At 60.6% G+C, this 6,525-nt stretch carries 5 protein-coding genes; 3 read left to right on the plus strand and 2 right to left on the minus strand.

Annotated elements, in window-relative coordinates; all coding sequences use genetic code 11:
• Positions 1–235: 235 nt before the first annotated feature.
• Positions 236–1,339 (minus strand): prolipoprotein diacylglyceryl transferase, encoded by a 1,104-nt coding sequence (lgt, locus tag BGC09_RS13340; RefSeq protein WP_069804479.1) that lies wholly within the window; start codon positions 1,337–1,339, stop codon positions 236–238.
• 663 nt (positions 1,340–2,002) lie between these two features.
• Positions 2,003–2,560 (minus strand): hypothetical protein, encoded by a 558-nt coding sequence (locus tag BGC09_RS13345; protein ID WP_069804480.1) that lies wholly within the window; start codon positions 2,558–2,560, stop codon positions 2,003–2,005.
• Positions 2,561–2,802: 242 nt separating this feature from the next.
• Between BGC09_RS13345 and mazG the strand changes: the two genes are divergently transcribed.
• The 3 genes from mazG to polX all read left to right on the plus strand — a co-directional run.
• Positions 2,803–4,341 (plus strand): nucleoside triphosphate pyrophosphohydrolase, encoded by a 1,539-nt coding sequence (gene mazG / locus BGC09_RS13350; RefSeq protein WP_069804481.1) that lies wholly within the window; start codon positions 2,803–2,805, stop codon positions 4,339–4,341.
• Between the two features lie 23 nt (positions 4,342–4,364).
• The gene (locus tag BGC09_RS13355) at positions 4,365–4,850 is read left to right on the plus strand and encodes a hypothetical protein (protein ID WP_069804482.1); all 486 of its coding nucleotides are present in this window, start codon (positions 4,365–4,367) and stop codon (positions 4,848–4,850) included.
• Positions 4,851–4,866: 16 nt separating this feature from the next.
• On the plus strand, positions 4,867–6,525 hold a 1,659-nt coding region (gene polX, locus BGC09_RS13360), incomplete at its 3' end, for a DNA polymerase/3'-5' exonuclease PolX (protein WP_069804483.1).

Below are 6,525 nucleotides of genomic sequence, written 5' to 3' on the forward strand. Positions count from 1 at the left end.
TGCGGGCCTTACCCCAGCCAGGAAGAGTGCCCGCTTCCTCTCTCCTGACCGCCCCTCGCGCTCGCTGCTGGTTGCCATCGCTACCAGAAAACTGCTCTGGACCGCCCTCGTGCCGGCCTGGCAGTCCAGTTCTGGCCTTTAGTACTATCGGGCAAGAACTGGCAGGCAGATAGACAGGCGGGTAGACAAATAGACCGACAGACAGAACCTGCCTCTGCTGAGCAGAGGGAAGCACTCAGGATGGTTCTTGCTGGCCCTCTGCAGGAGGCTCACGGCGATTGGCTGCTGGCCCCTCATCTAAACGCGCATCGGTGTTAGGGGTAGGGGACAGAGCTGAGGCAGAGACAGCACGCTCTGGCTCCCCAGAAGCCTCTTCCAACGCGCTCGCAGCCGTCGCGGCGGCCTCATTTCCTGGACGTGGCGGCATCCCATAGAAAGCAGCAACCTCCTCGGGAGGCACCGGGCGCGCATAGCGCGAGCGCAGAACCAGGTAGGTCGCGGGCAGCAGCAGGATCAAGACCACCAGCGAAGTCCACTGCGCCTGCTTCAGGCCCCAATCCAGACCCAGGAAGCTGACCACAAGATTGGCTCGCCAGAAGAAAACAATAAACTGCGTAATAGCGTAGCCATAGAGGTAAGCAAGGGTCAGCACACCGGGACGGCGCAGGCGACGCGATAGGACATAGAGCACTGCCAGCAGCACAATATTACAGAGCATCTCATAGGCTGCTGCAGGCTGCACTGGCACATTGCAGTAGCCCTGCAGGCAGGCGAAGCTGGAAGGGTGCACATAGACCGTCGACCAGGGCAACGTACTGGGGTAGCCGATAATATCGCCATTAATCAGATTGCCGATGCGACCGAAAATCTGGCCGATCGAGGCGAAGAGCACGCCGCTATCGAGAGCCACAAAGGGATTGATCCCCTCGACACGCGCGCGCCAAAAGAGCACCGGCACCACCAGGAAGATCGCGCCGTAGAAGGCCATCCCCCCCTCCCAGGTTGCCAGAATGCGCCAGGGCTGGAGCAAATAGCCCTGGACCAGATCCGGCTGCTGAATCACAAAGTACAGTCGGCCACCGATTAAGCCGGCGATGATGCACCACCAAAGCAGACGATAGACGATCTCATCGTTGAGACCCTTGCGCCGAATATAGCCCTGGATGCCCCAGAGGGCCACCACGATGGCCACAACATACATCAGACCGTACCAGTGGAGCGCCAGCGGGCCAAGATGCACGATAACCGGATCGATATTGATATAGATATAGGGCGGGCCGATGCGCAGCCAGCCCCAATTGATCAGATCGGCCACAACCACGGGCCAGATACTTCCCATTGCCCTTCTCCTTGCGCTCGCAAGAAACCGCCACGTGCTCACCCTTCTCTCCTGGCACCTGGTTCTCCCGAGTCAGGAAACCAGAGCGGCACAGGGAAGCCAGACCGGGCGGATTCCTGCCAGCCAGGTTAATTGGTTGGTCCACTACCTTCTCGCCCTATGATAATGGCAATCTCTCCTGGCCGCAAGAGGACTATGGGCGAGCAGCCACCAGGAGGCTCAATAATAAGAGAGCGACAATACAAAAGTGATCGGAGAAAAAAGAAAAATAGAAGGGAGAGAAAAAATAGCAAGAAAGGAAAGAAAACCGGACCCTTCTGAGAGAGAGCAAGAGGATGGCGAGGCCCAGCGAGCCCGCTCAGCGTGAAGGGCACCCCGACGCCTCTGCAGACGAACAAAGAAAGCGCGTGCGAGCCGAAAAATAATGAAGAAGAGCAGAGTGGAGTCAGAGGCTGATCGGCGTGCGGCCCTGGCCCTGGCTGGCGGGCGGCGGGATGGCGAGAGCCGATGCACAGCGCAGAATCCTCCCCGGGCGCCCCGCAGACGGATAGAGCCGCGCCGCAGATCAACTCGCTATCTCATCTCCAGAGCGGCCATCGCAGCCGGGGCTGGTGGCGAGTGCGGTGGTAGCTGGACCTCGCCATTGCTCACGCGTTGACTTGCTTACGAGTGGGAAGGGGCAGCCGCCGAGCGCGACTGCTGGGCAACCTGCTGAGGCTCAGCCTCGACGCGCAGCAGCGCCTTGAGGGCCTCCTCCGAAACCACCTTCCCCTGTTGACCATCGAAGATCAGATCATCGCGCGAGCAATAGTACAGGTGGCGCCAATTCTCCAGGGCGCGATCCCAGGCAGGATAGCGCAGCGTTGCCTCTGCATCGCTTTTCACCACGCGCTGGAAAGCAATAAAGGACACGACCAGCGCGGCCACAATGATCAGCAGAGTGATGATCACCTGAGCAACCAGGCCCGGGCCGCCCATACCAGAGACGCTCTCGCCGAGCACCACAAAGATAAAGAAGATTGCCAGCCCCACCAGAACCACGGCAGGCCCCACCAGATTGATCATACGGGTCTGCCGACCAGGCATCGGGGGAGGCGCCAGCCGGCTAATGCCGCTGCGGTAAGCCTCCAGCGAGGTCTTGACCAGGTCTGCCTTGTGGCAGCGCGGGCAGAGCGGTTTCGCGGCCTGTCCCTGCTGCTGCCGGGATTGATCGGACGCCATTGTGAGTCTATAACCTCCTCATTATTGGATAGCGCTCGATTCTCAGAAGAGCCAGTCTGAATAGTACTACAGAAAAGCATAACATTTTCCGGTCCTCGGCGACAATCCCTGCTGTTAGACACCAAGCGAACGAGCTAGCCGGCCATCTGCTGGGTCTCCCCTTTCCCCCTTTGACAGCGCTCCTATCAGGCGCTACACTGTTCCAAGAACAGCGAAAGCGTCGCAGAGAGGATAGAAAGAGTATGTCGGAGCCGCAGATTACGATCCTGGGGTTAGGACCGGGACCGTGGGAGCTGCTGACGCGCGAGGCCTACGAGGTGCTGGCTGAGGCGGTAGAACGCGGGCAGCCGATCTACTTCCGCACCCTGATTCATCCCGTGATAGAACCCTTGCGCCGGGCCTTTCCGGGCCTGGCGCTGCAATCATTTGACGCCCTCTATGATGCTGCCCAGGACTGGGAGACCCTCTATCAGCGCATGGCCGAGACCATCTGTGCAGCGGCCAGCGCTGGGGGAGGGCCTGTGATCTACGCCGTGCCGGGTCATCCCCTGGTTGGGGACACCAGCGTGCAGCTGCTGCTCCGCCTGGCCGGGGAGCGCGGCCTGGGGCTGCGTCTCGTCGCTGGTCTTTCCTTCATTGAGCCAGTCTGTACGGCTCTGGAGCTAGATCCGTTGGAGGGTGGCCTCCAGATCATCGATGCCGTTTCTCTGGCGGCTTTGCCCGGCGACGAAGTCGCGGGAAAAATTGTACCGACCACGCCCCTGCTGGTCCCCCACCTCTATAACCGTCGCCTGGCCAGCGCTGTCAAACTGGCCCTTGGCGAATGCTATCCCGACGAGTGGCAGGTGACCCTGGTTCGCCTCAGCGATCAGGCTCAGGAAACAGCCAGCCTGCAGCGCCTGGCCCTTTACGAGCTGGATCGCCAGTCACTGGCGGATCACCTGACAACGCTCTATGTGCCGCCGGTAGAGGCCCTGACTGCCCTGCGCCACCCTGACACGCTCCGCTTCATTACCAAGCGCCTGCGTCGCGATCCTGACGGCTGCCCCTGGGATCGCCAGCAAACCCATCAGACGCTCGTTCCTTTTGTCCTGGAAGAAACGTACGAAGTAGTGGAGGCCCTGGAGGAGAATGACATGAGTAAGCTCGCCGAAGAACTGGGCGACCTCCTTCTCCAGGTCTATCTGCATGCCGAGATTGCCCGTCAGGAAGGGCAGTTTACCCTCGGCGACGTCTTCGAGCAGATCAATGCCAAGCTCATCCGGCGCCACCCCCACGTCTTTGGCGATGTCAAAGTGAGCGGCGCGGGGCAAGTTGTCCAGAACTGGGAGGCCATCAAGCGAGCCGAGCGTCAGGCGGCGGGTCTGCCCGTCCAGGAAGAAAGCGTCCTCGATCGCGTGCCGCTGGCCTCGCCGGCCCTCACCGTGGCCCAGGAATACCAGAAGCGGGCCGCCAAAGTGGGCTTCACCTATGCTGATATGAACGGCGTGCTTGATAAATTGGCTGAAGAGCTGCGCGAGCTGGCTCAGGCCCGCAGCGATGAAGAGCGTCGCGAAGAAATGGGGGATCTCCTCTTTATGGTTGCGCGCGCCGCCAGCGAACTCAACATCGATGCCGAGGCCGCTCTACGCCAGGCCAATCGCAAATTTCGCCGCCGCTTCCGCCGCATGGAAGAACTCGCACGCAGCGAAGGGCGGCCCCTGCAGGAGTGCAGTCGTGAGGAGCTGCGCGCGCTCTGGCGCCGCGCCAAAGAGCAGGTTGACGCTCTGCCCGAGGCGTGATACGATGCAAAGTTACAGGCATCATGAGACAGGAATTACTCGCCTGGTTTGCGCAGGAAGGGCTGCTTTTGCAAAATATCACAACGGGGGCAGAAGATCCTGAATACGACGAAATCAAAGTCACCGTGCGTGCGCCCATTGTAGCCCTGGGGCGAGGGCGCGAAGACTTTCGCGAATGCCCTGATCCGGTTGCCTTTGGCTATCCGGAGTCATGTCTGGATCTCATGACCCTGGATGACTTTCACTGGTTTATTCTCCGCTGGTTCGAGGGAGCTGTTGCTGCCGGGCGCGCGCGCTGTTTCGTCTGCAACCAGGTACTGGACAACGGGCCAGATCATCCGTGGGACGCCGTTTTTGTCAGCGCCGACTGGCACTGCTGGCTGGTTGTCCACTTTGATTGTAAGCGCTATCTGGGGCGCGATCTCAAGGGGCGCAACCCCTTCGAAGTCGAGCTACGCGAGCCGGAAATGTTCGATCTCCGCCTGACGGAAGACGAAGGTCGTCAGTAGAGGGGAGGCAGCGCCGATGGATAAGAACCAGGTGGCTCAGGCTCTGGAAGAAGTGGCCACCTTACTCCAACTCAAGAAAGACGCCAGCCCGTTTGAGGTGCGGGCCTACGAGAATGCCGCGCGCACGATCAGCGCGCTGGACGACGACATCGAGCGACTGGTGAAGGAGGGGCGGCTCAAAGGCATTCCCGGCCTGGGGCCGACTATCACGCGGCGCATCGAGGAGCTGGTGACCACGGGGAGTCTCTCCTTCTTAGAGGAGCTGCGCGCGGCCACGCCGCCCGTCAAGCTAGAGCTGCTACGCATTCAAGGTCTTGGCCCGCGGCGCATCAATGCCATTGTCGACCAGTTGCACATTGCCAGTCTGGAAGACCTCGAACGGGCCTGCAAGGAGGACCGCGTTGCCGCCCTGCCCGGCTTTGGCAAGAAGACGCAGGAGAAGATTTTACAAGGATTGGCCTTTCTGGCCGAGCACGGTCACCGCTACCTCTATCCTGTGGCCGAGGCCGAAGGACTGCGCGTGCGTGATGCCCTGGCCTCCCTGCCCGAAATCGTGCGCGTCCAGGTCGCGGGCAGCCTGCGCCGGCGGCGAGAGACCGTCAAAGACATCGACATTGTGGCCAGCGTCGCTGACAAGGCTGACAGCGCCACTCGTCAGCGCGTTATGAACTTCTTCACTGGCCAGCCGGGGGTTCGGCAGATTGTGAGCAAAGGCGAGACGCGCTCCAGCATCATTCTGGCGAGCGGCATCCAGATGGACCTGCGTCTCGTCACCGACAGCCAGTTTCCCTATGCTCTTCACCACTTCACCGGGTCCAAGGAGCACCATATTCCCCTGCGGCGGCGGGCCCTCAGCATGAACATGACCATCAACGAGTATGGTCTCTTCAAAGGCAAAGAGCCTGACCTGGAGCTGGTGCCTTGCAAAGACGAAGTGGAGTTTTATGCCGCCCTGGGCCTGGCCTACATCGAGCCTGAGCTGCGCGAAGACATGGGGGAAATCGAGGCTGCCGAGCGGGGCGAGCTGCCGACTCTGGTCGAAGAGCGTGACCTGCGCGGGGTTCTGCACGTTCATTCTACCTGGAGCGATGGCAAAAATACCATTCGCGAGCTGGCCGAGGCTTGCCTTGCGCGTGGCCTCAGCTATCTAGGCATTACCGATCACAGCCAGAGCGTTGGCTACGCCAACGGCCTCAGCGTTGAGAACCTGCGGCGCCAGTGGGAAGAGATCGACCGCCTCAACGCCGAGTTCGCCGGTCGCCTCGTCATTTTAAAAGGGACCGAGTGCGACATTCTCAAAGATGGCTCGCTCGACTATCCCGATGAGGTACTGGCGCGCTTCGACTTTGTCATAGCCTCCATTCACAGCCATTTTACGCTCTCGCCGCAAGAGCAGACCGAGCGGATGCTGCGTGCCATTGCCAACCCATCTGTCACCATCATCGGGCATCCGACCGGGCGCCTCTTGCTTGAACGCCCGGGCTATACTCTGGATATAGAGGCGGTGATCGAGGCCGCCGCGCGGCATGGCGTCTTTATTGAGATCAACGCCAGCCCGCAGCGCCTTGATCTCGACTGGCGCTATGTGCGCAAGGCGCGCGATCGAGGCATTCTGATCCCGATCGATCCCGATGCTCACTCTATTGCGGGTCTTGATGACATGCACTATGGCGTC

Origin of the sequence: Thermogemmatispora onikobensis (genome assembly GCF_001748285.1) — a bacterium.
Taxonomy (GTDB): Bacteria; Chloroflexota; Ktedonobacteria; order Ktedonobacterales; family Ktedonobacteraceae; genus Thermogemmatispora; species Thermogemmatispora onikobensis.